The following is a 24209-nucleotide window of genomic DNA, read 5'->3' as shown; positions in this document are numbered from 1 at the left end:
CGCCGCACGCACCCCGGGTTCCCTGCCCTCCCGGCTCCGGCGCCCCGGATAGGGTGGACGGCATGACGTCCAGCAGCACCTCCCCAACCGCCTGGCAGGACAGGGCGAACCACGCGGCCCGTTCTGTGACCGCCCTGTTCGGCCGGAAACTGCTGTTCCTGCCCGGAACCCACCTGGGCGCCGTGCTGTGGCAGGGCAGGCATCCGGCACGGCCGGACAGCCCGTCGGTGCCGGAGCAGGAGCCGGGCAGCCGGGCCGCGCCGCGGTGGCTTGCCGCGCTCCGCCGGGTACGGCCCGCCGCGGGACTGGTCCTCCCCTGGCATTACTGGTGGCAGGCGCATTACGTTGACTGCCTGGTGGACACCGGGCGGCGGGAACTTGGCGGTGGAGCCACCCCCGCGGCCCGGTTCAACGGCCCGGGCCGGCCCAGCGCGGGGCACCTGGCCTCGCGGCTGGTCACCGGGATCAGGCTCCGCAACGCCTTGACCTTCGTGAACAGCTACTACGACGACATGGCGTGGCTTGCCCTGGCAACCCTCCGGCTGGACAGCCTGGCTGAGGAGACCCGGCGTCCAGGCCGCCGCCGCAACGCGGTGGTCCGCGCGTCGCTGGCGCTGCAGTTCGACGCCGCGTGCACCGATGACCTGGGCGGCGGGACGTTCTGGAGCAAGAAACGGGACTTCAAGAACACCCCCGCCACGGCACCGGTGGCCCTGTTCTATGCCCGCACCGGCCAGCAGGCCAAGGCCCAGGCGCTGCTGGACTGGCTGGACGCCACCCTCTTCGACCCGGCCCAGGCCCTCTACCTTGACGGTGCACGCCTGAATCCCGCCGGAGAGGTGGTGCTGGAGCGGGCCGTGTACACGTACAACCAGGGCCCGGTGCTGGGCGCGCTCCTCGAGCTCGGGGGCGAGGCGAACCTGGCGCGGGCCGCGGTCCTGGTGGACGCGGTACAGCGGCTGCTCACCGTCCCGACGGACACTCCGGGCCCCGGCACCGGCTCCGGTAGTTCCGTGCTGCGCTGTGAGGGAACGGGCGACGGCGGCCTCTTCACCGGGATCCTCTGCCGTTACCTGGCGCTCGCCGCAGCAGACCGCCGGCTTCCCGACGCCACCCGCGCCACGGCCGCGCGGCTGGTGACGGAAACGGCTGACGCTTTCTGGTCCGGCCGGCGCCCCGTGGGGCCAGGTGAAGCGGGGCCCGGGCGGGAAGGCAAGAGCATCTTTTCACTGCACGCCGCCCAACCGGCGGCTGCTACGTATCCGCCGGGCGCCGCCGTCGAACTTTCCACCCAGCTCCAGGCGTGGATGACGCTGGAGGCCGCGGCGGCCGTCACGGCCGCCGCCCGCGCCTAGCGGATGCCGGCCAGCGGCGTGACGGTGCCGTGCCGGAGCGACACGGCACCGTCGGCCGCCAGCCGCACTTCCCTGGGACCCGCCGGCGGAAACACCAGGGACGTCAGGACCTGTCCGTCAACGAAGACCTCCACAGAGGACCTGTCCACGTAGACGGTGAGGCGGACCGTGTCCCCGGTGGGCCGCGCGTCCACCGAACGCGCCTGCCGGTATTCGGCGCGGGCCTCCGCGTCTCCGGCGAGGGCGCTGGCATCGGCCGCCGCGTCACCGTGGCGGTCCACGAACACCCGGCCGGCCGCGAAGTCGTAGCCCACCGTGGCATAGGTTGCGCCTCCGCTTTGCAGCAGCAGCCGCGCCTCCCCGGTCCCGTCCGCGGGCTTGGCCACCTCGACGTCGGCCTTGAAGGCGCCGCTGTCCGGAACCGGCAGTGCCGTCCCGCCCCCGATGCTGCCGCCGGGCAGCTGGACCGGGTCCCCTTCCAGCGACTGGAGCGCGGCGGTGGGCGCGGACACCAAGGCCGGCCGGCCGCCGTTGGACGCCAGGCGGATGTCGCGCACCACCGATGCCGACCCGTACCAGCCCTCTGTGGGAAGCTGCCGGGCGTAGGCCCAGTTGTTCATCCAGCCGATGGCATGCCGGGATTCTTTCCGCTGCGCGTCATCCAGCCGGGGGTCATCCCAGGTGACGGCCGCGTAGAAGTCCGGCCCGCCGTCGAGCCACTGGTGTCCACCGTCCGGGGTGAAGGCTTTTCCGTCGAAGCTGCCGGTCCAGTAGGCCACGCCGGTGGTGCGGGCCTCCGCCGAACCGTTCGCGCCCGCAGCCAAAACCCACGTCCGTTTGGCCGGGTCGCCGTCCACGTCCATCTGGAAGAAGTCCGGGCACTCGAGGATTCCCAGCCCCTCCTGCTGGAAGCCGGACACGTAGGTCCACTGTTTGAGGTCCCGGGAGGTGTAGAAGCCGATTTTGTGGCCCTCCGCGAGCAGCATGAGCCATTGGTTGGAGGCCTCGTCGCGGACGATCCGCGGGTCCCGCCAGTGCTCGGCGCCGGGGTTTTCCATCACCGGGTTCTGCCCATAGCTTTGGAAGCTGTAGCCCTTGTCAGTGGAGTAGAACAGGGACTGGCGCTGGACGCCGTCGTGCTGCTGGGTGAGGACGGCGATCACGGCTCCCTTGCCGAACCCGGCTGTCCCCTCGGTGTCCACCACGGCGGACCCGGTCTCGATGTCGCCCAGGCCGTTGCGGAACTTGGGAATGGCCACCCCCTCGTTCTTCCAGTGCACCAGGTCCGTGCTGGTGGCGTGGAACCACTCGGTGCCGTTCCCCGCCGGGTGGTCGGCGTTGTAGAGGTAGTAGTAATGCCACAGGCCATCGAGGAAGAAGGGCCGCTGCGGATCGTTCATCCAGTGCTGGTCAGGGGTGAGGTGGTACGCGGGCCGGTAGCCTGCATCGTCCGCGGGGGCAGCTGCCGGCGGATCGCCCGCCTGCCCGGTTTCGGACGGCCCAGGTCCGGCATGCCCGTCGCCGGACTGCCCGTCACCGGTCCCGCCGAGTCCGGCGGGAACCAGCAGTCCTGCCAGCACCAGCACCGCGACGGCCGCCAGGGCCCAAAGGACGGGGCGGCGCCGAACGGCGGCAAGGACGGTTTCCGGAATTTTGGGGGGCATGGCGGTGTCTATCCCTCGCTGAACGCACAAGTGCCGTCCCCCGGGTTCGGGGAACGGCACCAGCGCAAGTGAACCGTCAATTTTACCGGCCAGCCCGGCGGGAGCAGAATCCCGGGCGTCACACAGCCGGTGCTAACCCTGCCCGGCGGGGCGCTTCTTCTGCGGATACGGCGTCTCGCCGCGTGCCAGCATGTCCACGAAGCCCGCGATCCTGCGCTCCCGGGTGGCCGCCTGCTTGGCCGAATTCGTCCGGTACACCAGGGAGAACAGATTGGTTTTCGTCAGGACGTCGAACATCGCCTGCGCGGCGGGGTTGGCGGCGATGGCGGCTGCCAGGTCTGCGGGAACTTCGACGTCGGCCTGGCCGCCGTAGGCCGCGTCCCAGCGGCCGTCGGCCTTGGCGGCCTCCACCGCCGCCCTGCCGGCGTCGGTCATCTTGCCCGCCTCTTCCAGCCGCGCGATGTGCCCCACGTTCCGCGCCGACCAGACGCTCCTGGGCCGCCGGGGCGTCATCCGCTGCAGGGAGCTGTGGTCATCCCGGCGCCGGCCCTGGCCGTCGATCCAGCCAAAACACAGGGCCTCGTCCAAAGCGCCTGGATAGTCCAGTCCGGTAGCTGTCCCGCCTTTCTTGGAAAGGACCAGCCACACGCCCGGGCTGGTGCTGTGGTTCGCCTCAAGCCAGGCGCGCCAGGCAGCGGCATCGGGGAGCAGCAGTTCCTCAAGCTCATTGGCCATGGCCTAATTCTGCCCGTGGAATCCCGTGCCACAAGCCCCGTGTGCAGAGCAGTTTCGCGTGGCATCATGGCCCTACAGATCCATCCGCCACCTGAGGACAACGCCATGCTCCGAGTCCGCCCCGTCCATTTCACCTCCCGCACCGAGTCCTGGAAGCAGCTCCTCACCGCCCTGGGGATGGTGCAGACAGAGGACGACGGCGGGTGGCAGGTCTTTGATTCGGCGTCGGGCCGCGTGGCGCTCCACTCCGCGGAGGCGGGGTCAGGCCAGGACGGCCGGACGGTGCTTGCGGTCGAGGTGGGTGACGTGGCCGAATTCGCGCGCCGCACCAACCTGTCCGCAGAGGAGGAGAAAGCGCAGGAAGAGGGGGCACGGGAGGAAGGACCGCCGCCGGCGGAGCTGGTCACCGCCGATCACGGCGAAGCCTGCAGGATCAGCGCCCCTGACGGGTTCAGCTTCCTGGCAGACAAGGCCGCCCACTTCGCCCAGTGCGCCGACGCCGATGCCGCCCTGGCCGTCGTGGCGGTCTGGTACACCGCGGACCCGGAGGGGGCCGTCCGCACGCTGCTGCATGCCGGTGCCCGCCCCCGCCCTGTCCCGGACAATGACGAAACGGCGGACTTCACTGCCAAAAACGGTGGCGTCCTGCTGGTGCGGCCGGCCGCCGGACCGTCCAGGTCAGGTTTGGGGTTCGAGTACGACGGCGGGCTGGAACCGTTGCAGGAGCGCCTCACCGCCGCGGGCCTCACCGCCAGCCTGACCGAGGAGGCTTTTGGAAGCACCCTCCACGTAGCCAATCCGGATGCCGGCAACCCCAACGCGCCCGCCACGGTGTGGATCTCCCAGCGGCGCCCCATGGGGTAGAACTTAAGCATGAACGTGCGCACACCTGACCCGAATCCCGGCTGGCTCTCTGAAGAAGACCTCTTTGAGGCGCGGGGGCGGCTGCCCATGGTGTACGTCGAGGCAGTACCGGTCCGCCTGGACCCGCTTGGCTACGTCAACGAAGTGGGCACGCTGCTGCAGGCGGACGCGGACGGAACCATGGTGCGTTCCCTGGTGTCCGGGCGCGTCATCTACCGCGAAACCATCCGCGCCGCCCTCCTGCGGCACATGGAAAAGGACCTGGGCCCCCTGGCGTTCCCGCAGCTGCCGCTGAGCCCCGTGCCGTTCACGGTGGCCGAATACTTCCCGGCACCGTCCCAGACAGGATTCACCGACGAGCGGCAACACGCCGTGTCCCTGGCGTACGTCATCCCGGTTACGGGCGAGTGCGAGCCCCGCCAGGACGCCCTGGAACTGACCTGGATGACGCCGGAGGAAGTCCTCAGCCCGGGCGTCCAGATGGAGTTTGCCGGCGGCCGCGGCGGCCTGATCCGGCAGGCCCTGGCGTTTGCAGGCGTGGGCTTCTGACCACCCCGCCGGGACGTGGGGGTCCCCGGTTTTGAGTGCCCGCCTTTGTAGACTGTAGGGCGGACCGCAAGAGAACTTAAGGACTCCCATGACCGAATCACCAGCCGCCAGGCACCACCGTGAACAGCAGGCTGGATCTCTGACCACCGGCAGCCACATCCTCCTCCCCGACGGCCGGCGCACTGCCGAAATCGACCAGGTGGAGCTTGAGCACGACGACTTTGGCTCCCCCGCACTGGTACTGGCCAGCCTTTCCGGCGGCGGAACACTGCGGGTGGCCATCGGCACCATGGTCACGGTGGTGGACGGAGCGCACGACGACGTCACCCAGCTTCCGCTGCCGGCGGACCTTCCGGAGGCCGCACCACCGGCGGAAACCCTGACGCCCCGGCACGGCGCGCAGGAGCAGCCCGGCGCCGGGACGGGTCCCCTCAATGTGGCGCCCGCCGTCGTCGTCCCTCCCCTCCCGCCGGCGCCGCCTGCAGCGACCGGGCCCAGCGAGGAGGAACTGGCACTCATCCCGGCGCCGGCCGGCACTCCCGAATCGGTGGTGGAGGCCGCCGCGGAGGCGCACCCGGATGCGGAGGGCGTCCTGCTCCTGGCCGACAGGCTCTCCAAGGGCGTCAACTTCAAGTCCGGAAGCTGCCTGAAGGACCTCAGCGACCTGGCGCACGAACTGTTCATCACGCTCAAGGACGCGGATGGCGCACTGTCGGTGGCGGACCTGATCACCGTGCTGCCCTATGACGGAAACCCGGGCCGGTGGACCTCGGTGGAGGCGGCGCTGGCACTGGCCAGCTACATCTGCCGCCAGGACGGCCAAAATGAGCGCGCGGAAGTCTACGAAAAGCTGATCCGCACCCCGGAAAACCAGGAAACGGACCCGTTTAAGGCGCGCATGGCAGCCAAGGTGCGGCAGCGCTCGCTCAACGAGCCCAACCTGTACGACAAGGAAATCTTCCGCTCCATCGACAACTCCAACCACGACGCCGAGCGCGAATGGCGGCTGCTGCGGCTGGAATCCCTGCTGTTCCTGCGGGCGCACGGCGGCTCGGAAACCATCGGGACGTCCGAACTGGAACGGCGCATCAGCAACGAGCTGGAGGCTGTCCGCTCCTGACCCGCGGGGGCGTCCTGCGGACGTCTCCCGGGCGTCTTCCCGGCGCCTTCCCGGCGTCTTCCGGCAATGGGAAATTGCCCCTACCCGAGGCTATGTCCGGGGCGTACATTCGGGGCTATGACCAACAATCTCAGCGTAGTGATCAACGCCGACGCGCCGCAGGTCTGGACCATGCTGCGTGAACCGTCCAAGGTGGCCCAGTGGCATGGCTGGCAGGCCGAGGACCTCGAGTCCGAGATCAAGGAGATCTACTTCTCCGGCGACGTGCAGGAAGCACCGGACCACACCAGCCTCACCGTGCACGGCGGGGACACGTTCGAGCTCCACCCGGAAGCCGGTGGAACCCGGGTCAGCGTCACCCGCGCCGCCGTGGACCATGACTCCGAATGGGCTGCCTGGGACGAGGACATCACGCAGGGCTGGCTGACCTTCCTGCAGCAGCTCCGCTTCGCCCTGGAACGCCACCCGCACGGCAAACGGCACACCCTGTTCCTGCACCTGACCGAGGGCAAAGCCTCCGCCATTGAGAAGCTGGGGCTCTCCGACCTTCCGGCGCCGGGCGAGCCATACCAATTGACGCTCGGCACCGGCGAGGACATCAGCGGCAAGGTCTGGTACCGGACCAGCCACCAGTTGGGGCTCACGGTGCACAGCTACGCCGAACACGGCGAAGGACTGCTGGTGGTGGCGGACCATCCAGCCATCAAGGACGTCCGCGCGGAGGGGGACGGCTCGCTGGTCATCGCTTCCACGTACGACCTTGGCGCCGGCGCCTTCGACGCCATCCGGCAATCCTGGGATTCCTGGCGGTCCGAGAACTACCCGGCCTCGGAACCAGCCAGCTGAGTTTACTGGGGCCGGGCGGTTTGCTGGCACACTGGTACGGTGCCAGCCAACCCCGCCTTCGCCCTGCCTGAAACCCGATCACAGTTCTCCTTCACGGTCGGCACCCGCCTGGCGGACTCCTGCCCGCCGTCGGCGGCTCAGGCAGCAGAAAACGACGGGGAATTCCTGGGCCGCACCGGCACCATCACCACCCCGCACGGTGACATCCAGACGCCGGCCTTCATCGCCGTCGGGACCAAAGCCACCGTGAAGGCCGTGCTGCCGGAGTCCATGGCGGACCTGGGCGCCCAGGCGCTGCTGGCCAACGCCTACCACCTGTACCTGCAGCCGGGCCCGGACATCCTGGACGCGGCCGGCGGCCTGGGTGCCTTCATGAACTGGTCCGGCCCCACCTTCACCGACTCCGGCGGATTCCAGGTGATGAGCCTCGGCTCGGGGTTCAAGAAGGTCATCGATATGAAATCCGTGGACGCCTCCGGACCGGATGACGCCGTGGCCCCGGGCAAGGAACGCCTCGCCCATATTGACGACGACGGCGTCTGGTTCAAGTCCCACCTGAACGGCGACCGGCACCGCTTCTCCCCCGAGATCTCCATGCAGGTCCAGCACCAGATCGGCGCGGACATCATGTTCGCGTTCGACGAGCTGACCACCCTGCAGAACTCCCGGCGGTACCAGGAGGAATCACTGGAACGCACCCGGCTGTGGGCGGAGCGGTGCATCGAGGAACACTTCCGCCTGACGGAGGAACGGGCCGCCAAGCCCTACCAGGCGCTTTTCGGCGTGATCCAGGGCGCCCAGTATGAAGACCTGCGCCGGAAGGCCTGCCGCGACCTTGGCGCCATGCCGTTCGACGGGTTCGGCATCGGCGGGGCGCTGGAGAAGGAAAACCTGGGGACCATCGTGCGCTGGTGCAACGAGGAACTGCCGGAGGACAAGCCGCGGCACCTGCTGGGTATTTCCGAGCCGGATGACGTCTTCACGGCCATCGAAAACGGGGCGGATACCTTTGACTGCGTCTCCCCCACCAGGGTGGCCCGCAACTCCGCGTTCTACACACCGGAGGGCCGGTTCAATCTTTCCGGCGCCAAGTACAAGCGTGATTTTGGGCCGCTGCAGGAGGGCTGCGACTGCTACGCCTGCGCCAACTATTCGCGGGCCTACATCCACCACCTGTTCAAGGCCAAGGAAATGCTGTCCGCCACCCTCATCTCCATCCACAACGAGCGGTTCGTGGTGAAGATGGTGGACGACGCCCGGCTGGCCATCGAGTCCGGCACCTTCTTCGATTTCAAGGCCGAAACCCTGGGCCGGTACTACTCCTGAGCGTGGCTCCCGGGTGGCTCCGCTATCCTGACCAAATGCTCATCGAGATCCAGGCCGCAGCAGGCCCTGCCGAAGCCATTGTCGCCCGCCCGTCCACCGGGACCGGCCCGTTTCCCGGCGTCATCCTGTACATGGACGCGTTCGGCCTGCGCCCGCGCATCCAGGAGATGGCCCAGCGCATCGCCGACTGGGGTTACGTGGTGCTGGCACCCAACGTTTTCTACCGTGAAGGAACGGCCGCCGAATTGGCCCCGGGTGGTGACATGTCCACCGAGGAGGGCCGGGAAGCCGCCGGCAAGGCTGCTTTCCCCCGGGTTGGGCGGCTGACCCCGGACAAGGCCCTGCCGGACATTGATGCCTGGGTTTCCGCGCTGGCAGCTCTCGACGGCGTGGCGCCGGGCCCCATCGGCACCACCGGCTACTGCATGGGTGCCCGGCTCGCGGTCCGCACCGCCACCTCACACCCGGGCCTGGTGGCAGCGTGTGGCGGCTTCCACGGTGGCGGACTGGCGACGGAGGAACAGGACAGCCCGCACCTGGGGCTTGGCAACGCGCGGGCGCGGTTCGTCTTCGGCCACGCAGACCACGACCGGAGCATGGCCCCCGAGGCCGTCGCCCGCCTCGGCGAAGCGCTCAAGGACGCAGGACTTGAGGCATCCAACGAGATTTACGAAGGGGCGCCGCACGGCTACACCATGGCGGACACCTCGGCGTTCCACCCGGAAGCCACGGAGCGGCACTTCCGGGAGCTGCGGGCCCTGCTGGACGGGACGCTGAAGGCCTGACCCGGCCGGCCGCCGTCGAACTCGCCGGAAACCTGCCTGATCGCCGGAAAGTTGCGGCGATCCGGGCGGGTTCCGGCGGTCCCCGGACTCGGGACGTTTTCCACATGACGACGGCGGCGCCTTCCGGAGCTGACGCACCGGCCGGATGCTGTCGGGATGACACCGCAACGGCCAGTCCCGCTCCCCGCGCTTCCGGGCACCGGCAACCTGTGGCGAACGGGGCAACTGCAGGAGAAGGGCCTCAATTCCCGGGCTATCAAGGCCTTGATCCTCCACGGGCAGCTGGTCCGCCTCCGCCACGGCTGCTACATCCGCGCCGAGCTGTGGGAGAAGCAGGCACGCCCCGTCCGCAGCAGGCAGCTGATTCGCGCCCATGCGCACGGGACGCTGACCACTTCGGCCGGCGGCTACGTTTACAGCCACACCTCGGCGGCCCGGCTGCACGGGTTGTATCTATGGGATGTTGATGACCTGATCCACCTCCTGCTGCCGGGAAACCCTTCCAGCGAACGGCTCGGCAAGGATGTCCGCGGCCATACCCGAGCGTGGACTGCGCCGGAGGTGGTGACTCTCGGCGGCCTCCGGGTGACCTCGCTCGAACGCACGGCAGTGGATTGCGCCATGATGCTGGGCTACCGGCAGGCGCTGGTGCTGATGGATCACGCCCTGCGGCTCGGTGCTGACAAGTTCCTCATGGAAACGATGGCTGACGGCCTGCAGGAGCGCCGCGGGATCCGGACTCTCCGCCTGGCGCTCGCCTACGCAGATCCGCGCTCGGAGTCGGCCGGTGAGACTCTCACGCGTGAACTCCTGATACGGCTGAAACTTCCCCTGCCGGAGCCCCAGGTCGCGGTGGCTACCCGTGCTGGCCGGTATCGGCTGGATTTCGCCTGGAAGGAAAAGAAGGTGGCCCTCGAATTCGACGGGAAAACGAAGTACTTCGACTACAGGCCTACGCCTGAGGTGCTGTTTCGGGAACGGCAGCGCGAGAAGGCCCTCACCGAAAATGGTTGGACCTTTGTCCGAGTGACCTGGGCCGATCTTTTCCGGGAGCATGAGTTCAAAGCCCGTATCCTCACTGTGCTCCAGGGCTAGCCAGCCGCCGGAGCGCCAAATCGCCGGAAAGGTGCCGGATCGCCGGTTTTTCCGGCGATCCGGCACCTTTCCGGCGTGTGGGGACTTGGGGCACCGGTTTGGCAGGCGTCCGACGCCGGGTGGCAGGATGGGTGCATGACTTCCGCTACCCCTGACGCAACGCTGCCCGCCGCAAGTCCCGCCGTTGTCCTCACCATCGCCGGGTCAGAAGCCACCGGCGGTGCCGGCGCGCAGGCTGACCTGAAGACCTTCCAGGAACTGGGCGTCTTCGGCATCGCAAACCTCACCTGCATCGTGTCCTTCGACCCGAAGGACAGCTGGAACCACCGCTTCGTGCCGGTGGACCAGCAGGTGATCGCAGACCAGCTGGAGGCAACGACGGCGGCTTATGGTCCGGCGTCGGGCGCCCCTTCGGCTTTGGACACGGTGAAGATCGGCATGCTGGGCAGCCCGGCGACGATCAACACGGTGGCCGGTGCCCTGCAGGAGAACAGCTTCACCAATGTGGTGCTGGACCCGGTGCTGATCTGCAAGGGCCAGGAGCCGGGCCACGCGCTGGACACGGACCAGGCCCTGAAGGCGCAGATCCTGCCGCTGGCCACGTTCGTTACGCCCAACCACTTTGAGGCGGAGTCCCTGTCCGGCCTCGAGATCACTGACGTTGAGTCCCTCAAAGCCGCTGCCGTCCGCATTCATGAGCTCAGCGGCGCTGCAGTGCTGGCCAAGGGCGGGGTGCGGCTGGAAGGCCCGGACGCCGTCGACGTCTTCTACGACGGTGAGACCCTGGAAGTCCTGAGCGCCCCGAAGGTGGGCGAGGTGGCCGTCTCCGGCGCCGGCTGCTCGCTCGCCGCGGCCGTGACGGCAGAACTGGCCAAGGGTGCCAGCCCGCTGGAGGCCGCCCGGACCGCCAAGGACTTCGTCACCGCCGGCATCCGCAACCGCCTTGCCTCCGGCGCCCCGTTCGATGCCCTGTGGCAGGGCGGCGCCCGCTGACCAAACGCCCCATCGCTTTTCGACGCCTAACCCCAAACGCCCCATCACTTTTCGCAGGAAAACCCGGAACGCGTCTGCACTTTATGCAGACGCGTTCCGGATTTAAGGGCAGGATCTGATGGCGGGTCTGGACCCGGTCAGCGCCGCGGGATGTTGCGCAGGTTGCTGCGTGCCATGCTCACGGCCTCGCCCGCCCCGCGGTTCAGGACCACCTTGGACATGGCCGTGGCGAATCCGATCACCTGGGAGCCGGAGATCTTCGGCGGAATGGACAGCGCCTTGGGGTCGGTGATGAGCTCCACCAGTGACGGGCCGGGGTGCGCGAACGCTTCCCGGTACGCTGCCTCGATCTGCGCCGGATCCGTGACCCGCACCGCGTGGAAGCCCAGGGCCTGTGCCACGGCCGCATAGTTGGCGTCGGGGACATCCACGCCGAAATCGGGCAGTCCGTCCACCAGCATCTCAAGCTTGACCATGCCCAGGGTGGAGTTGTTGAACACCACCACGTTCACCGGCAATTGGTAGGCGGCGGCGGTGATGAGCTCGCCCAGCAGCATGGACAGCCCGCCGTCGCCGGACACCGAGATGACCTGCCGCCCGGGGTACGCCAACTGGGCGCCGATGGCGTGCGGCAGGGCGTTGGCCATGGAGCCGTGCAGGAAGGACCCGATCAGCCGGCGGGTGCCCAGCGGGTTGATGTACCGCGCGGTCCAGACATTACACATGCCCGTGTCCGCGGTGAAGATGGCGTCCTCTGCGGCCACCTGGTCCAGCAGCGATGCCGCGTACTCGGGGTGGATGGGCTGCTTCTTCTCCACCTTCCGGGTGTACGCGCCCACGGCCTTGTTCATCAGCCGGTCGTGCTTTTTGAGCATCTGGTCCAGGAACCGGCGGCTCTTCTTCGCCTTCACCAGCGGCAGGAGCGCGCGCAGGGTGGGCAGCACGTCGCCGTGGACGGCAATGTCGACGTCGGTCCGGCGGCCCAGCCGGTGGGCCACCCGGTCCACCTGCGCGGTGCGGGTGTCCGGCAGGAACTGGTCATACGGGAAGTCCGTGCCCAGGAGGATCAGCAGGTCGGCGTCCTCAATGCCTTCGGCCGCGGCCCCGTAGCCCAGCAACCCGGTCATACCGATATCGAACGGGTTGTCGTACTGGACGAAGTCCTTGCCGCGCAGCGAGTGCCCCACCGGCGCCTTGGCCAGGTCGGCGAGCGCCATCAGCTCGCTGTGTGCCCCTTCCACGCCGGCGCCGGCGAAGATGGCCACCTTGCCGGCGTCGTTGATAGCGTCCGCGAGGGCTTGGACGCTGGCAGGGTCCGGGACCAGGCTGGCGGGCCGGAAGGTGGCAGGCAGCGGGGTGGGGCCGGCAGCCTCCAGCCCGGCGATGTCGCCCGGCAGGGTCACGACGGCCACTCCCCCAAGCCCCAGCGCGTGCTGGATGGCGCTGTGCATCACCCGGGGAGCCTGCTCTGCGGTGCTGACCAGTTCCGAGTACACCGAGCATTCGTTGAACAGACGGTCCGGGTGGGTCTCCTGGAAGAAGCTGCTGCCGATCTGCTTGCTGGGAATGTGGGAGGCGATGGCCAGCACCGGCGCGCCGGAGCGGTTGGCGTCATACAGGCCGTTGATCAGGTGCAGGTTTCCGGGGCCGCAGGAACCCGCGCACACGGCAAGCTTGCCGGTGAGCTGGGCTTCGGCTGCGGCGGCAAAGGCGGCGGCTTCCTCGTGGCGGACGTGGATCCAGTCAATGCCGCCCTTCGCGGAGCCGCCGGTCTGGCGGACGGCGTCCACGATCGGGTTGAGGCTGTCGCCCACAATCCCGTAGATCCGCTGCACGCCGGCAGCCTGGAGTTGTTCGATGAGCTGGGTGGCAAGTTCCTTGGCCATGGGTGCAGACTCCCGCGATGGTGGTGGTGTGCTGACATGGCCCAATATAGTCCGCCCACCCGGCCGGCTTCCCTGGCAGGCCTGCTAGCCCGCGTGGTCCAGGGCAGCTTCGGGTGCCGCCCGCACCTCGGCGGCGAGGGCTTCAGCGAGCAGGGTTGCGGTCCGCACAATGAACGCCCGACGACGGGTGGTCCGGTCCGCACTGCTGCCCGCCAGGAGCGTGTCGATCTGGGGCAGGACGGGCCAGCCGTCGCAAAGGGTGATGACGGTGATCAGCAGGTCCGCGGCGTCAGTCCGGTCGATCCCGGGCAGGACGTCCAGCACCTGGCCCACCTTGACGGCGCAGTGGTCGGACCGGGTGGCGCGGCTGACAGTTTCCCCGCCCCGCTCCAGGCCTTCCCAAAACAGGAGCCTGGGCAGGACCCCATCAGTGGTGTGCCGGTCGAAGAGGCGGCCGGCGTAGTCACCGAACGCCTTCGGTCCGCTGCCGGTGATGGGCACCTCGGTCATTACCCGGACCATTTCGGCAGCCAGGACGGCGTCGAACAGCTCATCCTTCTTGCCGAAGTACTGGTAGATGCGTTCCTTGTTCACGCCGGCGGCCGTTGCGATCCGGTCCACCCGCGCGCCGGCCAGGCCCTTGACGCTGAACTCCTCCGTTGCAGCCGCCAGCAGCAACTCCTTGGTCCGCTCCGTGTTCCATGCCATGACACAAGTCTACGCAATTCCAACCAGGTAGTTGCAATTGCGTCCGGGCACACTTATTGTCGATGCAAGCAAAAGCAACCAACTAGTTGGAGATTTTCATGGCCACGCTTTCATCACCCGCTTCCCCCTCCACTGCCGAGCCCGCGCCGTCCACCGGCGTCCAGGCTGCAGCGCCTGTAGCGGTCGCCGGCCCGCCGTCCATCCATGTCCGCGCGGCCATCACTTGGCTGGCAATTTTTCCGCTTGTGGCCATCGGCATGATGGCGGCCGCTCCCCTCATGGAAACGTGGCACCCCATCTTCCGCGCCATGGGATTGACTATGGTGGTGGTTCCCACCGCGGTCTATCTCGTGCTCCCGCGCCTGTTCGCCCTTCACGGCGCCCTGGCCGCCAGGCGGAGCATCCGCCGCTAGGACTCCCCCCGCAGCGCAAAAAGGAGGCGTACGACGGCGGCCCGGCAGCCGCCGTCGTACGCCTCCTTACGGATCAGGTACTTTGGTGTCTCCGGCGCTAAACGCCGAGCGCGTCCTTGTCCTTGCCGCCACCCTGCGGCGCCTGCTCCCAGGCGTGGCCCTGTTCGTCGTCCAGGTGCGTGGCCTTCTTGTTCTTCAGGGCGAAGATGTAGACCACCAGCGAGATGGCGATGGCGATGGTCACGTAGGTGAAGAACAGGTCCTCCCGCTCCGCCTTCTGGAAGGCCGCGCCGATCAGGGGCACGGTGCCGCCGAACAGCGAGTTGGCGATTGCATAGCCCAGGCCCACGCCGAGCGCGCGGATGGAGGCGGGGAACAGTTCGGCCTTCACCAGGGCATTGATCGAGGTGTAGCCGCCGACAATCACCAGGCCACCCATCATGAGCAGGAACGCGGTGAATGGGTCCTTGGTGCCGGCCAGGGTGGAGAGCAGCGGCCAGGTGAAGAGGACGCCGGTGATGCCGAACCAGAGCAGCAGCGGCTTGCGGCCAACCTTGTCCGAGATGATGCCGTAGACGGGCTGGAGCAGCATGAAGATGAACAGGGCCCAGAAGTTGATCACGGAGGTGTCGGTCTTGGCGATGCCGGAGGTATCGTTCATGAACTTCAGGATGAAGTTGGTGTAGGTGTAGAACGCCACGGTGCCGCCAAGGGTGATGCCGATGCAGACCAGCAGCGGCTTCCAGTAGCTCGTGAACAGCAGCTTCATGGTGCCCGGCTGGGCCTGTCCGGCAACCGCGGGAGTCTTCGCGGCCTCGATCTGCTCGGCGGAAACGGTCTCCTCCATGGAGCGGCGGAGCCACAGCACCACCAGGGCAGCTACGCCGCCGATGGCGAACGGGATGCGCCAGCCCCACTCACCCAGGTCGCCCTTGGGCATGACGTTCTGCAGGATCACCAGGACCAACAGGGCGAGCATCTGGCCGCCGATCAGGGTGACGTACTGGAAGCTGGAGAAGAAGCCGCGGCGCTTGGAGGTTGCGGCCTCGGACATGTAGGTTGCGCTGGTGCCGTACTCGCCACCAACGGAGAAGCCCTGGATGACGCGGACCAGCACCAGCAGGATCATGGCCCACAGCCCAATTTGCTGCTGTGTGGGCAGGATGGCGATTGCGAAGGAGCCTGCGGACATCAGGGTCACGCTCAGCGTCAACGCGGCCTTGCGCCCCTTGCGGTCGGCGTAGCGGCCGAAGAACCAGGCACCGATGGGACGCATGAGGAACGACGTCGAGAAGACGGCCATGGCCTCAAGGCCCGCCTGCAGGTCGTCCTTGGAATTGAAGAAGTGCGACTGGAAGTAGGCGGCGAAAACGGTGTAGACGTAGAGGTCGTACCACTCCACCAGGTTGCCGGCGGAACCCTTCAGGATGTTGCCCACGGCCCGCCGGGTCTGGGCGGCCTCCGTCAGGGGCGCGGTTTGTTGGGTGCTCATCGGTGAGTTCCTCCTTGTGGTGACGTGCGTCCTCCAACGCCGGAGGGCCTCATCCACGGTATGGGTGATCCACCGCACAGCCAACGTGGCGGGGCATTTCCTAACACTTCCTTAGGTTTTGCCTGCGCCGCCGGTCCCGCCCGGCTGCCGGCCGCCGTCGGGCAAAACCCTTCAGCACGCGGTAGTCTCCAAATGCGGGGGATGATCCGGGAGACCGCACAACGCAAGGAAGATGGCAATGGACGTGCTGATCGTCGAGGACGACGACGCCATGGCCGGTGCCCTCACCGCCGCCGTCGAAAGCGCCGGACACCACCCGCAGCGGCTGTCGCGGGGCGCTGATGCGCTGCTGTCCCACCGGAACTTCCAGGTGATCCTCCTGGACCTTGGCCTGCCGGACATGGACGGGCTGGAGGTGCTGCGCAAACTGCGCCAGGTCACCGATGTCCCCATCCTGATCCTGACCGCCCGGGACGACGAACGCAGCGTGGTGCTCGGGCTGCGTTCCGGCGCGGACGACTACCTGGTCAAACCCGTCAAGCTGGTGGAGCTGCTGGCCCGGATCGAAGCGGTGACGCGGCGGGCCGGCCGCGGCGGCGGCACCCCGCAGGAGCACGTCATCGTGCTGGATGACCTGGCGATCGATCTGAACCGCCGCACTGCTTCCAAAGCCGGTTCGCCGCTCGCCCTGACCGCCACGGAGTTCGAACTCCTCGCGCTGCTGGCACGCCATGCCGGCTCGGTGGTCACCCGGGAACAAATCCTTGACGCGCTGTGGGGCGACGCCTTCCTGGCTTCCTCCCGGTCCCTGGACGTCCACCTCACCGGGCTGCGGGCAAAACTGCAGAAACCCGGCTTCATCATCAACGTCCGTGGTGTGGGGTACCGGGTGGAGGCGGCTTCCGGATGAGGCTGCGGGTGCTGGGCGTCCTCAGCGTGCTCTGCCTGGTGGTGGTCTTCCTGATCTCGGGCACCATCCTCACCTCAGCTTCCCGCGAGCTGACCCAGGAGCTGCAGATCAACCGTGCGGCGTCCCTGAACCGGCTCGCCCAGGTTGCGTTCGATGCCTCCGCCGACGGGGACACGGCACGGCTGCAGCGGGAGATGGACACGTACTCCGGGCTGTACGGGGAAGGGATCGTGGTGCGTGTCCAGCAGGCCACCCTTCAGTCCGGGAATCTTGATGCCGGGCGGTCCGACGTGCAGGAAGCGCTGTCCCTGGCACGGTTGAACGTCAGCAACACCGCCCTGGAACCACTGGAACCTTTCGGTTCCGGCTCCCGGGTGATCTTCCGGCCCTTCGGCAGCGCCAGCCAGGTCCTGGGCGCCGTGGTGCTGGACGTGGACGCCGGCACCGCGCAGCAGAAGCTCCGGGAACGGTGGCTCGCGGTGGGGGTGGCGGCGCTTGCCCTTGCCGCCGTGCTCCTGCTGGGCGCGGCCCGGGTCACCGGATGGGTCCTCCGGCCCGTCCAACGGCTGAACTCGGCGGTGCACGAACTGGAAAGTACCGGCCGCGCGGGACGCCTTCCGGAGGACGGGCCGCCCGAGCTGCGGGAACTGAGCCGGTCCTTCACCGTGATGGCCCGGACCGTGAGCGCCAGCATGGCAGCGCAGCGGCAGCTGATTGCGGACACGTCGCACCAGCTGCGCAACCCGGTGGGGGCGCTTCGGCTTCGGCTGGACCTGCTGCAGCTGGAACTGAAGACGGCCCGTGAACACGACGCCGCCGAACGGGCCATGGCGGAGTTGGAGCGGGTTGAGGAGATCCTGGACGGGGTCCTGAAACTCGCCGCCGCAGAGCACCGTGCATCCGAGGGGTACCTCCGGGCTGCCGGCAGCCTGCAAAGCCTCCCTGCGCCGGATCCGGTGGACCCTTTCCCGGTCCTCCAGGGTGAAATCGAGCGGGCAGCACCGCTGGCAGAACAGGCAGGCTGCAGGCTGGTCCTTGCTCCGGCGCCGCAGCCGCCGGCACTGGTTGCCTGCCACCCGGCGGAGCTGGCCCAGATGGCGGCCGAGCTCCTCAACAACGCCATCAAGTACGCCCCCGGTGCCACCGTGACGGCCGCGGCCCAGCTGGAGGGCGGCGCGGTGGTGGTGGAGATTTCCGACGACGGTCCAGGGCTTCCTGCCCCGGAGCGGGCCGCGGCTGCCACCAGATTCTGGCGGTCCCCGCAGCATTCGTCGGTTCCGGGAACCGGGCTGGGCATGACGATCGTGGGCCAGCTTGCCGCGGCCAACGGTGGGCGCCTGGTGCTGGGCGAAGCGGCCCCGCATGGGCTCGTGGCCCGGCTCGAGTTTCCCGCTCCAGCTTCTGATCAGGTGCTTCCGGGCACCAGGAGTGGTGATGCCAATGCGTGAACCGCTTGCCCCGGGCCGCCCTGTCTCCCTGCCGCCGCGACGGTCCGTGCTTAAGTGGGCCTTCGCCGTCGGACTCGCAGCCTGCCTGCCGCCTGCCCTCAGCGCGTGCACCGGAGGCGACCGGCCGGAGAACCTGGTGGTGGCCGGCGGCGAACCGGGCGGCTTCTACCTCGAGTTCTCGACGCTGCTGGCCGCGGCGCTTGAACGGCACGGCGTAGCCGGCCATGCCCGGGCCGTGGCCACCGGCGGAAGCCTGGACAACATCGCGGAACTGCGGGCGGGCCGGGCGGACTTTGCCGTGGCCCTGGCCGATGCCGCCGGCCAGGCGGGCGGGGACGGAGCTGAGATCGCCGCCATCGGGAAGGTTTACGAAAACTACGTCCACTGCGTGGTACGGAAGGACAGCGGGATCCGGGAAATTTCCGGGCTGGCGGGGCGGCGGGTTGCCGTGGGCCAGCCGGGGTCGGGCACCTCGCTTACCACTCCCCGGCTGCTCGAAGCAGCGGGCCTGGGCACCTCCGCGGATGCCTCGGCACCCTCCGCCGGAACTGCCGCCGTCGAACATCTTGGCCTGAATGACGGCATCGCGGCACTCAAGGCGGGGACCGTGGATGCCCTGTTCTGGTCCGGTGGCGTGCCCACTGCGGCCATCGCCACCGCGCAGCAGGACGTGGCGCTCGGACTGCTGGATTTGTCCGCGCTGCTGCCGGAACTGCGGCGGAGGTACGGCGGGATGTACGACCGGGTCCTGATACCGGAAGGCAGCTATCCCGGCATTCCGGCGGTGTGGACGGTGGGTGCTCCCAACCTGCTGCTCTGCCGCAGGGACCTGGACAGCGACACCGTGGAGCACACCGTCCAGCTGCTGGTGCACAACGCCGGCGAACTCATCCCCCAGTCCACCCTGGGAGTGCAGTTCCTCAGCGCGGAGAGCCTCATCAACACCGCCGGGATCCCGCTGCACCCCGCCGCCGCGGCAGCGTATCGAACGCTGCACGGCTGACCAACGCCCCATCACCATTTGCCGCTTGAACCCAAACGCCCCATCACCTTTGGCGGCACAAAGCCAAACGCCCCATCACTTTCGTCAGGAAAGTGGTGGGGCGTCCAGAGGAAACCGGCCGGAAGTGATGGGGCGTCCAGAGAAAACCGGCCGGAAGTGATGGGGCGTCCGGAGGAAACCGGCGGGAGCTGATGGGGCGTTCCTAGGAGCCGGAGTGCGCCTGCAGGAAGCTGTACACCTCGGTCTCATCCACGCCGGGGAAGGCTCCCGGAGGCATCGCGGCCAGCAGGTGCGAGTGGGCCCGGGCGGACGGCCAGGCGTTCCCGGCCCACTGGTTGGTCAGTTCGGCAGGCGGCCGCTTGCAGCAATTGGGATCCGGACAGTTGGACCTGGCCCGGGCGGTGGTCTCCCGCCCGCGGAACCACTTCACGTGCTGGTACGGCACGCCAATGCTGAGCGAGAACTCGCCGCTGGCGGACCGCTCGGTGCGGGCGGTGCACCAGTACGTGCCGGACGGCGTATCGGTGTACTGGCTGTAGGCACTGAACTTGTCCGGCACATCGAACACGGCCCGGGAGGTCCAGGCCTTGCACGACGGCTGGCCCTCGATGGCTCCGGTGTGGTCCTGGGGGAAGTTCACGCCGTCATTCTCGTACGCCTTGTAGATGATGCCGCTCTGGTGCGTCTTCTGGAAGTGCGTGGTGATGCCCAGGTGCTTGGTGGCCAGGTTGGTGAAGCGGTGCGCCGCGGTCTCATAGGACACGGCGAAGGCGTCCCGGATGTCCTCCACCGCGATTTCCTTGGCCGCTTTGGCTTTCTGCAGAAATTCGACGGTGGCCTGCTCGGGCAGGAGCAGGGCGGCGGCGAAATAGTTGGTGGCCACCCGCTGGGCCAGGAAGTCACCGTAGTTCTTGGGGGTTTCATGGCCCAGGACGTAGTGGCCCAGGGCCTGCAGCAGCACCGAGCGGGGGTCGTGGTCCTGCCGCTGGCTCTGCGTCAGGTAAATTTTGCGGTTCTTCAAGTCCGTCACGGAGCGGGTGGAATGCGGCAAATCCCCCACGTGGTGCAGGGTGAAACCGAGGTGCTCGGCGATGTCCGCGATGACGTGCTGGCTGAGTGGGCCGGTGGTGTAACCCACCTCCTTGAGGACCTTCTGTGCCTCTGCCTCGTACTCCGGGAAATAGTTGCCGCGCTCCCGCATCATGGCCCGCAGCTCGCCGTTGGCGCGCCGGGCTTCCTCCGGGGTGGCCACCTGCTCGTTCATCTTCCGTTCCAGCTCGTGCAGCAGCCCCACCTGGGCCTCGAGCACGTCCACTGGAAGCCGCGAACTGATGCGGATTTTGGGCAGGTTCAGCGATTCGTACAGCGGCCCGCGCTGGTAGCGCTCCAGCTCGATTTCGAGGGCGGCCCGGCGGCTGGGCGGCTCGGCCCCAAGCAGCTGGTCGATGCTGACGTTCAGTGCGCCCGCGAGGTGCTGGAGCAGCGTCAGTTTGGGCTCGCGTTTGCCGTTTTCAATCAGGCTTAGCTGGCTGGGAGCGGTGCCGACGGCGGCGCTCAGGTCATCGAGCGTGAGCCCGGCTTGTTTGCGGAGATGGCGGACGCGGCGGCCCAGCGCGATGACGTCCAGTTCCGCTGCGGCGGCTGACGGTGGCTGGGAAACGTCCCTGTTCCAGCTTGAAGGCGACATTTCTGAAGAATACGTGAAGAAGTGCATTTCTTTCCATACTTTTTATCTAGAAAGGGGGTTGAAAGTGCTGAAAAGTGGTTGTCACGGAAAGAAACACCGCACCGGATAAGCCGGTGGGAACCTCAACGACGCGGTTCCCACCTACCCCGTCCGGAGCTCAATCAAGGAGATCAACGATGACTGCAGCATTTGAGCCCACCCAGCAGACGCCCGAAGAGCAGGCCGCCGCCCTGGAGCTCGAGTGGGCCGCCAACCCCCGCTGGGAAGGTGTGACCCGGGACTACTCAGCCTCCGACGTCGTCCGCCTCCGCGGCCGCGTCTCCGAAGAGCACACCCTGGCACGCCGTGGTTCGGAAAAGCTGTGGAAGCAGCTCACCGAAGAGCACAAGACCGGCGGTTACACCAACGCTCTGGGCGCCCTTACCGGCAACCAGGCCGTGCAGCAGGTCAAAGCCGGCCTGCGCGCCATCTACCTCTCCGGCTGGCAGGTCGCGGCCGACGCCAACAACTCCGGCCACACCTACCCGGACCAGTCTCTCTACCCGGCCAACTCGGTCCCCACCGTGGTCCGCCGCATCAACAACGCCCTGCTCCGGGCGGACCAGATCGAATTTTCCGAAGGGATCCAGACCGTTGAGGACTGGCTGGTCCCGATCGTTGCCGACGCCGAAGCCGGCTTCGGCGGCCCGCTGAACGCCTACGAACTCATGAAGTCCATGATCCAGGCCGGCGCGTCCGGTGTTCACTGGGAGGACCAGCTCGCCTCGGAGAAGAAGTGCGGCCACCTCGGCGGCAAGGTGCTGATCCCCACCCAGCAGCACGTCCGCACGCTGAACGCCGCGCGCCTTGCAGCCGACGTCGCGGGAACCCCCACCGTCGTCATCGCCCGCACCGACGCCGAGGCCGCCACCCTCATCACCTCCGACGTCGACGAGCGCGACCAGGAATTCATCACCGGCGAGCGCACCGCCGAGGGCTTCTACAAGGTCCGCAACGGCATCGAACCCTGCATCGCCCGCGCCAAGGCCTACGCCCCGTACTCCGACCTCATCTGGATGGAAACCGGCACGCCGGACCTGGAGCTGGCCCGCAAGTTCGCCGAATCCGTCAAGGCCGAGTTCCCGGACCAGATGCTCTCCTACAACTGCTCGCCGTCGTTCAACTGGCGCAAGCACCTGGACGACGACACCATCGCCAAGTTCCAGCGTGAACTCGGCGCCATGGGCTTCACGTTCCAGTTCATCACCCTGGCCGGCTTCCACGCCCTGAACTACTCGATGTTCGATCTCGCCCACGGCTACGCCCGTGAAGGCATGAGCGCCTACGTCGAACTCCAGGAAAAGGAATTCGCCTCCGAGTCCCGCGGCTACACCGCAACCAAGCACCAGCGCGAAGTCGGCACCGGCTACTTCGACACCATCTCCACGGCGCTCAACCCGAACGCGTCCACCCTCGCACTGGTCGGATCGACCGAAGAGGGACAGTTCCACTAAAACCCAGCCTTTCCCGCTCGTTGCTCTATCACTTTTGGCCCCTAACAGGCCGCCTTGGCAACCAAAAGTGATGGAGCAACCGGGGTTACCAGGAGATTCCCATGAACAGCTTCACCGATAGCTTTACGATCAACGGCATTACCTTGACCGCGCAGCCGATTTGCCGGCAGGACGAGGTGCTGACGCCGGATGCACTCTCCTTTATTGCGAAGCTGCACCGGGCCACCGCCGAGCGGCGGCAGGAGCTGCTGCAGGCACGGCGCACACGGCGGGCTGACATCGCCGCCGGAGCGGACCCCCGTTTCCTGCGGGAGACCGAGCACATCCGCAATGACCCGTCCTGGCGGGTCGCTCCCCCGGCACCCGGCCTGGAGGACCGCCGCGTCGAAATCACGGGCCCGGTGGACAAGAAGATGACCATCAACGCCCTGAACTCGGGTGCCAAGGTGTGGCTGGCTGACATGGAGGACTCCTCCACCCCCACGTGGCGGAACGTCATCAAGGGCCAGCTGAACCTCACCGACGCCCTGGAGCGCCGGATCGACTTCACGTCCGAGGAGGGCAAGGAATACAAGCTCCGCCCGGCCGGCGAGCTGCCCACCATTGTGGTCCGTCCCCGCGGCTGGCACCTGCCGGAAAAGCACATGCTCATCGACGGCCAGCCCATCGCCGGCGGCATCGTGGACTTCGGCCTGTTCTTCTTCCACAACGCCCGCCGCCTGCTGGCCCAGGGCAAGGGACCGTACTTCTACCTGCCCAAGATCGAGAACCACCTCGAAGCCCGGCTGTGGAACGACATCTTCATCCTGGCCCAGGACCTGCTCGGGATCCCGCAGGGCACCATCCGCGCCACGGTGCTGATCGAGACCATCACCGCAGCCTTCGAAATGGAGGAGATCCTCTACGAACTGCGCGACCACGCCGCAGGCCTGAACGCCGGCCGCTGGGACTACATCTTCTCCCTGATCAAGAACTTCCGCACCCGCGGCCCCCGCTTCGTCCTGCCGGACCGCGGCCAGGTCACCATGACCCAGCCCTTCATGCGCGCCTACACCGAACAGCTGGTCCGCGCCTGCCACAAGCGCGGCGCCATGGCCATCGGCGGCATGGCAGCAGCCGTCCCCAACCGCAAGGACCCCGAAGCCAACGCCAACGCTATGGAGAAGGTCCGCGCAGACAAGACCCGCGAGGCCAACGACGGCTTCGACGGCTCCTGGGTGGCCCACCCCGACCTGGTGCCCGTGTGCCGCGAAGTGTTCGACGGCGTCCTGGGCAGCAAGCCGAACCAGCTGGACCGGCTCCGCGAGGACGTCACCCCGGACGACCGCGCCCTGATCGACGTTGCCGCCACCACCGGCACCATCACCGAACAGGGCATCCGGAACAACATCGAGGTGGGCATCCGCTACATCGAATCCTGGCTCCGCGGCAACGGCGCAGTGGCCATCCACAACCTCATGGAGGACGCCGCCACCGCCGAGATCTCCCGGTCCCAGCTCTGGCAGTGGATCTACGCCCGGGCCATCACGGACCACGGCGAGATCATCAGCCACGAATGGGTTGAGGACCTCCTGGACGAGGAATTCGCCCGGCTGGAACGCTTCGACGGCGACCGGTTCGAGGACGCCCGCGACATCTTCGAAGAGGTCACGCTCAGCCGGGAGTTCCCGACCTTCCTCACCCTGCCGGCCTACGCCCGCTACCTGACCGAGGCCCGTGAAAAGGCCACCGTCGAGGAGCTCACCGCGGCCTGACCCCACCAGTACTTCCGTCTGCCGGGCCGGCACGCCCTTCGCAACAGGCCCCCCGAAATCCGGGGCGCCGGTCCGGCAACGGA

The 24209-nt window shown here is 67.8% G+C and carries 21 protein-coding genes; 15 read left to right on the top strand and 6 right to left on the bottom strand.

Annotated elements, in window-relative coordinates; genetic code table 11:
• Positions 1–62 precede the first annotated feature (62 nt).
• Positions 63–1355, top strand: a complete 1293-nt coding sequence (locus tag VIK36_RS03305; RefSeq protein WP_255174364.1) for a glycoside hydrolase family 76 protein — start codon at positions 63–65, stop codon at positions 1353–1355.
• Here VIK36_RS03305 and VIK36_RS03300 read toward each other — a convergent pair.
• Positions 1352–3019, bottom strand: a complete 1668-nt coding sequence (locus VIK36_RS03300; RefSeq protein ID WP_324644045.1) for a glycoside hydrolase family 32 protein — start codon at positions 3017–3019, stop codon at positions 1352–1354. The two genes, VIK36_RS03305 and VIK36_RS03300, sit on opposite strands and share 4 nt — an antisense overlap.
• A 132-nt stretch (positions 3020–3151) precedes the next feature.
• Positions 3152–3754 carry a YdeI/OmpD-associated family protein gene (locus VIK36_RS03295; protein ID WP_255174362.1) on the bottom strand — a complete coding sequence of 201 codons (603 nt, stop codon included), beginning with the start codon at positions 3752–3754 and terminating at the stop codon, positions 3152–3154.
• 105 nt (positions 3755–3859) lie between these two features.
• Here VIK36_RS03295 and VIK36_RS03290 point away from each other — a divergent pair, with 105 nt between their 5' ends.
• From VIK36_RS03290 to VIK36_RS03255, 8 genes are all read left to right on the top strand, one after another.
• A complete protein-coding gene (locus tag VIK36_RS03290; protein ID WP_324644044.1) occupies positions 3860–4618 on the top strand; it encodes a VOC family protein in 759 nt (252 codons plus the stop codon).
• Positions 4619–4627: 9 nt separating this feature from the next.
• On the top strand, positions 4628–5167 hold the full coding sequence (locus tag VIK36_RS03285) for an NUDIX hydrolase family protein (RefSeq protein WP_255174360.1): 540 nt from the start codon (positions 4628–4630) through the stop codon (positions 5165–5167).
• A gap of 88 nt (positions 5168–5255) precedes the next feature.
• The gene (locus tag VIK36_RS03280) at positions 5256–6287 is read left to right on the top strand and encodes a DUF6707 family protein (RefSeq protein WP_324644043.1); all 1032 of its coding nucleotides are present in this window, start codon (positions 5256–5258) and stop codon (positions 6285–6287) included.
• Between the two features lie 117 nt (positions 6288–6404).
• Positions 6405–7133, top strand: coding sequence for an SRPBCC family protein (locus VIK36_RS03275; protein WP_255174359.1), 729 nt, complete (start codon positions 6405–6407; stop codon positions 7131–7133).
• A gap of 39 nt (positions 7134–7172) precedes the next feature.
• Positions 7173–8459, top strand: a complete 1287-nt coding sequence (gene tgt, locus VIK36_RS03270; protein ID WP_255174358.1) for a tRNA guanosine(34) transglycosylase Tgt — start codon at positions 7173–7175, stop codon at positions 8457–8459.
• A 35-nt stretch (positions 8460–8494) separates the two neighbouring features.
• Positions 8495–9244, top strand: a complete 750-nt coding sequence (locus VIK36_RS03265) for a dienelactone hydrolase family protein (RefSeq protein WP_255174357.1) — start codon at positions 8495–8497, stop codon at positions 9242–9244.
• 156 nt (positions 9245–9400) lie between these two features.
• On the top strand, positions 9401–10339 hold the full coding sequence (locus tag VIK36_RS03260) for a hypothetical protein (RefSeq protein ID WP_324644042.1): 939 nt from the start codon (positions 9401–9403) through the stop codon (positions 10337–10339).
• A gap of 135 nt (positions 10340–10474) precedes the next feature.
• Positions 10475–11332 carry a hydroxymethylpyrimidine/phosphomethylpyrimidine kinase gene (locus tag VIK36_RS03255; protein WP_324644041.1) on the top strand — a complete coding sequence of 286 codons (858 nt, stop codon included), beginning with the start codon at positions 10475–10477 and terminating at the stop codon, positions 11330–11332.
• A gap of 137 nt (positions 11333–11469) precedes the next feature.
• Here VIK36_RS03255 and VIK36_RS03250 read toward each other — a convergent pair whose 3' ends face one another.
• Together VIK36_RS03250 and VIK36_RS03245 are read right to left on the bottom strand one after the other, a co-directional pair.
• A complete protein-coding gene (locus VIK36_RS03250) occupies positions 11470–13218 on the bottom strand; it encodes a pyruvate dehydrogenase (RefSeq protein WP_255174354.1) in 1749 nt (582 codons plus the stop codon).
• 84 nt (positions 13219–13302) lie between these two features.
• A complete protein-coding gene (locus tag VIK36_RS03245) occupies positions 13303–13926 on the bottom strand; it encodes a TetR/AcrR family transcriptional regulator (protein WP_255174353.1) in 624 nt (207 codons plus the stop codon).
• 98 nt (positions 13927–14024) lie between these two features.
• Here VIK36_RS03245 and VIK36_RS03240 point away from each other — a divergent pair, with 98 nt between their 5' ends.
• The gene (locus VIK36_RS03240) at positions 14025–14339 is read left to right on the top strand and encodes a hypothetical protein (protein WP_324644040.1); all 315 of its coding nucleotides are present in this window, start codon (positions 14025–14027) and stop codon (positions 14337–14339) included.
• A 97-nt stretch (positions 14340–14436) separates the two neighbouring features.
• Here the strand turns inward: VIK36_RS03240 and VIK36_RS03235 are convergent, their stop codons facing one another.
• Positions 14437–15831, bottom strand: coding sequence for an MFS transporter (locus tag VIK36_RS03235; protein ID WP_255174351.1), 1395 nt, complete (start codon positions 15829–15831; stop codon positions 14437–14439).
• Positions 15832–16069: 238 nt separating this feature from the next.
• On the opposite strand from VIK36_RS03235, the gene VIK36_RS03230 reads away from it, so the two are divergent.
• Genes VIK36_RS03230 through VIK36_RS03220 form a run of 3 tightly spaced genes read left to right on the top strand, consistent with a single transcriptional unit; the run spans position 16070 to position 19192 of the window.
• Positions 16070–16741: a response regulator transcription factor gene (locus VIK36_RS03230; protein WP_324644039.1), complete on the top strand. Its 672-nt coding sequence runs from the start codon at positions 16070–16072 to the stop codon at positions 16739–16741.
• The gene (locus VIK36_RS03225; RefSeq protein WP_324644038.1) at positions 16738–18189 is read left to right on the top strand and encodes a HAMP domain-containing sensor histidine kinase; all 1452 of its coding nucleotides are present in this window, start codon (positions 16738–16740) and stop codon (positions 18187–18189) included. The genes VIK36_RS03230 and VIK36_RS03225 overlap by 4 nt, the downstream gene beginning before the upstream one ends.
• Positions 18182–19192, top strand: a complete 1011-nt coding sequence (locus VIK36_RS03220) for a TAXI family TRAP transporter solute-binding subunit (RefSeq protein WP_324644037.1) — start codon at positions 18182–18184, stop codon at positions 19190–19192. The genes VIK36_RS03225 and VIK36_RS03220 overlap by 8 nt, the downstream gene beginning before the upstream one ends.
• 202 nt (positions 19193–19394) lie before the next feature.
• Here VIK36_RS03220 and VIK36_RS03215 read toward each other — a convergent pair whose 3' ends face one another.
• Positions 19395–20906, bottom strand: a complete 1512-nt coding sequence (locus tag VIK36_RS03215; RefSeq protein WP_324644036.1) for a helix-turn-helix domain-containing protein — start codon at positions 20904–20906, stop codon at positions 19395–19397.
• Positions 20907–21055: 149 nt separating this feature from the next.
• On the opposite strand from VIK36_RS03215, the gene aceA reads away from it, so the two are divergent.
• Entirely contained in the window at positions 21056–22372 is a 1317-nt protein-coding gene (aceA, locus tag VIK36_RS03210) for an isocitrate lyase (RefSeq protein ID WP_324644035.1), read from the top strand.
• A gap of 101 nt (positions 22373–22473) precedes the next feature.
• On the top strand, positions 22474–24126 hold the full coding sequence (gene aceB / locus VIK36_RS03205) for a malate synthase A (RefSeq protein ID WP_324644034.1): 1653 nt from the start codon (positions 22474–22476) through the stop codon (positions 24124–24126).
• Positions 24127–24209 lie beyond the last annotated feature (83 nt).

It is taken from the genome of Pseudarthrobacter sp. LT1, from assembly GCF_035621795.1.
Classification (GTDB): Bacteria; Actinomycetota; Actinomycetes; order Actinomycetales; family Micrococcaceae; genus Arthrobacter.
This window is presented reverse-complemented; position numbering and strand designations above follow the sequence as displayed.

What these genes read in the sequence shown, in the direction of transcription:
- VIK36_RS03305 (WP_255174364.1), top strand. Translation starts at nt 63, where the DNA reads ATGACGTCCAGCAGCACCTCCCCAACCGCCTGGCAGGACAGGGCGAAC.
- VIK36_RS03300 (WP_324644045.1), bottom strand. Translation starts at nt 3,019, where the DNA reads ATGCCCCCCAAAATTCCGGAAACCGTCCTTGCCGCCGTTCGGCGCCGC.
- VIK36_RS03295 (WP_255174362.1), bottom strand. Translation starts at nt 3,754, where the DNA reads ATGGCCAATGAGCTTGAGGAACTGCTGCTCCCCGATGCCGCTGCCTGG.
- VIK36_RS03290 (WP_324644044.1), top strand. Translation starts at nt 3,860, where the DNA reads ATGCTCCGAGTCCGCCCCGTCCATTTCACCTCCCGCACCGAGTCCTGG.
- VIK36_RS03285 (WP_255174360.1), top strand. Translation starts at nt 4,628, where the DNA reads ATGAACGTGCGCACACCTGACCCGAATCCCGGCTGGCTCTCTGAAGAA.
- VIK36_RS03280 (WP_324644043.1), top strand. Translation starts at nt 5,256, where the DNA reads ATGACCGAATCACCAGCCGCCAGGCACCACCGTGAACAGCAGGCTGGA.
- VIK36_RS03275 (WP_255174359.1), top strand. Translation starts at nt 6,405, where the DNA reads ATGACCAACAATCTCAGCGTAGTGATCAACGCCGACGCGCCGCAGGTC.
- VIK36_RS03265 (WP_255174357.1), top strand. Translation starts at nt 8,495, where the DNA reads ATGCTCATCGAGATCCAGGCCGCAGCAGGCCCTGCCGAAGCCATTGTC.
- VIK36_RS03260 (WP_324644042.1), top strand. Translation starts at nt 9,401, where the DNA reads ATGACACCGCAACGGCCAGTCCCGCTCCCCGCGCTTCCGGGCACCGGC.
- VIK36_RS03255 (WP_324644041.1), top strand. Translation starts at nt 10,475, where the DNA reads ATGACTTCCGCTACCCCTGACGCAACGCTGCCCGCCGCAAGTCCCGCC.
- VIK36_RS03250 (WP_255174354.1), bottom strand. Translation starts at nt 13,218, where the DNA reads ATGGCCAAGGAACTTGCCACCCAGCTCATCGAACAACTCCAGGCTGCC.
- VIK36_RS03245 (WP_255174353.1), bottom strand. Translation starts at nt 13,926, where the DNA reads ATGGCATGGAACACGGAGCGGACCAAGGAGTTGCTGCTGGCGGCTGCA.
- VIK36_RS03240 (WP_324644040.1), top strand. Translation starts at nt 14,025, where the DNA reads ATGGCCACGCTTTCATCACCCGCTTCCCCCTCCACTGCCGAGCCCGCG.
- VIK36_RS03235 (WP_255174351.1), bottom strand. Translation starts at nt 15,831, where the DNA reads ATGAGCACCCAACAAACCGCGCCCCTGACGGAGGCCGCCCAGACCCGG.
- VIK36_RS03230 (WP_324644039.1), top strand. Translation starts at nt 16,070, where the DNA reads ATGGACGTGCTGATCGTCGAGGACGACGACGCCATGGCCGGTGCCCTC.
- VIK36_RS03225 (WP_324644038.1), top strand. Translation starts at nt 16,738, where the DNA reads ATGAGGCTGCGGGTGCTGGGCGTCCTCAGCGTGCTCTGCCTGGTGGTG.
- VIK36_RS03220 (WP_324644037.1), top strand. Translation starts at nt 18,182, where the DNA reads ATGCGTGAACCGCTTGCCCCGGGCCGCCCTGTCTCCCTGCCGCCGCGA.
- VIK36_RS03215 (WP_324644036.1), bottom strand. Translation starts at nt 20,906, where the DNA reads ATGCACTTCTTCACGTATTCTTCAGAAATGTCGCCTTCAAGCTGGAAC.
- aceA (WP_324644035.1), top strand. Translation starts at nt 21,056, where the DNA reads ATGACTGCAGCATTTGAGCCCACCCAGCAGACGCCCGAAGAGCAGGCC.
- aceB (WP_324644034.1), top strand. Translation starts at nt 22,474, where the DNA reads ATGAACAGCTTCACCGATAGCTTTACGATCAACGGCATTACCTTGACC.